Source organism: Micromonospora sp. NPDC057141, from assembly GCF_042670805.1.
Taxonomy (GTDB): domain Bacteria; phylum Actinomycetota; class Actinomycetes; order Mycobacteriales; family Micromonosporaceae; genus Micromonospora.
This window is the reverse complement of the sequence record NZ_JBHUVA010000180.1, coordinates 1-1,127: the sequence shown is the minus strand read 5'-3', so window position 1 is coordinate 1,127 and position 1,127 is coordinate 1. Positions and strand designations below refer to the sequence as shown.

Below are 1,127 nucleotides of genomic sequence, written 5' to 3'. Positions count from 1 at the left end.
GTGCTCGGGCGGGACGTCGCCGAGGACCACCGGCCGCACCTGGCGGTGGAGGCCGCCTGGGTGGCGATCTACGACGGTGAGGGGCCGGGTTGGACTTGCGGAATGATTGCTGCTCATGAGGCTGGGGTGGGCGCGTGGGGTGTTGTCGCATCGGATCTGTACTGGTCTGCCGCGTCGTCGGCTGGGGAAGCTGATTGAGGAGCTTGCCGGCCCCTGGCTCGCGCAGCAGGAGGGCCGGCTGCGCGAGCGCCGTGGTCATGAGCGGCTGCGTGCGGCCGGGGCGGGGCCGGATCGGGGGCTGGTGTTCACCGACCGGGTGATCGCCACCCTGGTCGTTCTGCGTTTCCAGCTCCCGCACCAAGCCCTGGCCGTGTTCTACGGCGTGGACCGCTCCACCATCACCCGGGCCGTCCACGAGATCCGGCCCCTGCTCGCGGCGCGGGGCTTCGCCGTCCCCGGCAAGCCCGGACTGCGGCTGCGTACCCTCGCGGACGTCTTCGCCTACGCCGCGGCCGAAGGCGTCGAACTGCGTCTCGACGGCACCGAGGTCCAGGTCCGCCGCCCCGCGGCGAACCGCCCCGGACGCCGGGCGTTCGTCTCGGGCAAGAAGAAGCGGAACACCAAGAAGCCCACCGTCATCAGCGACGGCAAGGGCCGGCTGCTGTGGGCCGGAGCCGTCCGGCCCGGCCGCATGCACGACGTCACCGCCCTGCGTACCGAAGGCATCGAGGAACTGCTCCAGCAGTATCCCGAGGTCAAGGTCAAGGCCGATTCCGGTTACCAGGGGCTGGCCAGAGACTTTCCCGGCCAGGTCACCGCCCCACCGCTGAAACCGAAGAAGGGCGCCCCGCCCGACGAGATCACCGCATGGGAACGGGCCCGCAAAGCCCAGTCCTCGGAGCGGATCTGCGTCGAGCACGCCATCGCCGAACCCAAGCAGTGGAGACCCCTGCAGCGCTGGACCGGGCGCCGCGAGTACTTCGACGACACCATGCTCGCCATCGCCGGGCTGGTCTCCGACCGCTGCGCGGAGCGCTGAAGATCACCAGCCAGACCCTCCGGGCCAACACGCCCCCCCTCAATCGCGCACCCAGTCGTAACTTCTCACTGGTCACAGGTGCATCTTC

1 protein-coding gene is annotated in these 1,127 nt (G+C 70.2%); it reads left to right on the top strand.

Annotation, left to right across the window (positions count from 1 at the left end; genetic code table 11):
• Window positions 1-115: 115 nt before the first annotated feature.
• On the top strand, window positions 116-1,039 hold the full coding sequence (locus tag ACFT41_RS32340) for a transposase family protein (RefSeq protein ID WP_377614118.1): 924 nt from the start codon (window positions 116-118) through the stop codon (window positions 1,037-1,039).
• Window positions 1,040-1,127: the final 88 nt, after the last annotated feature.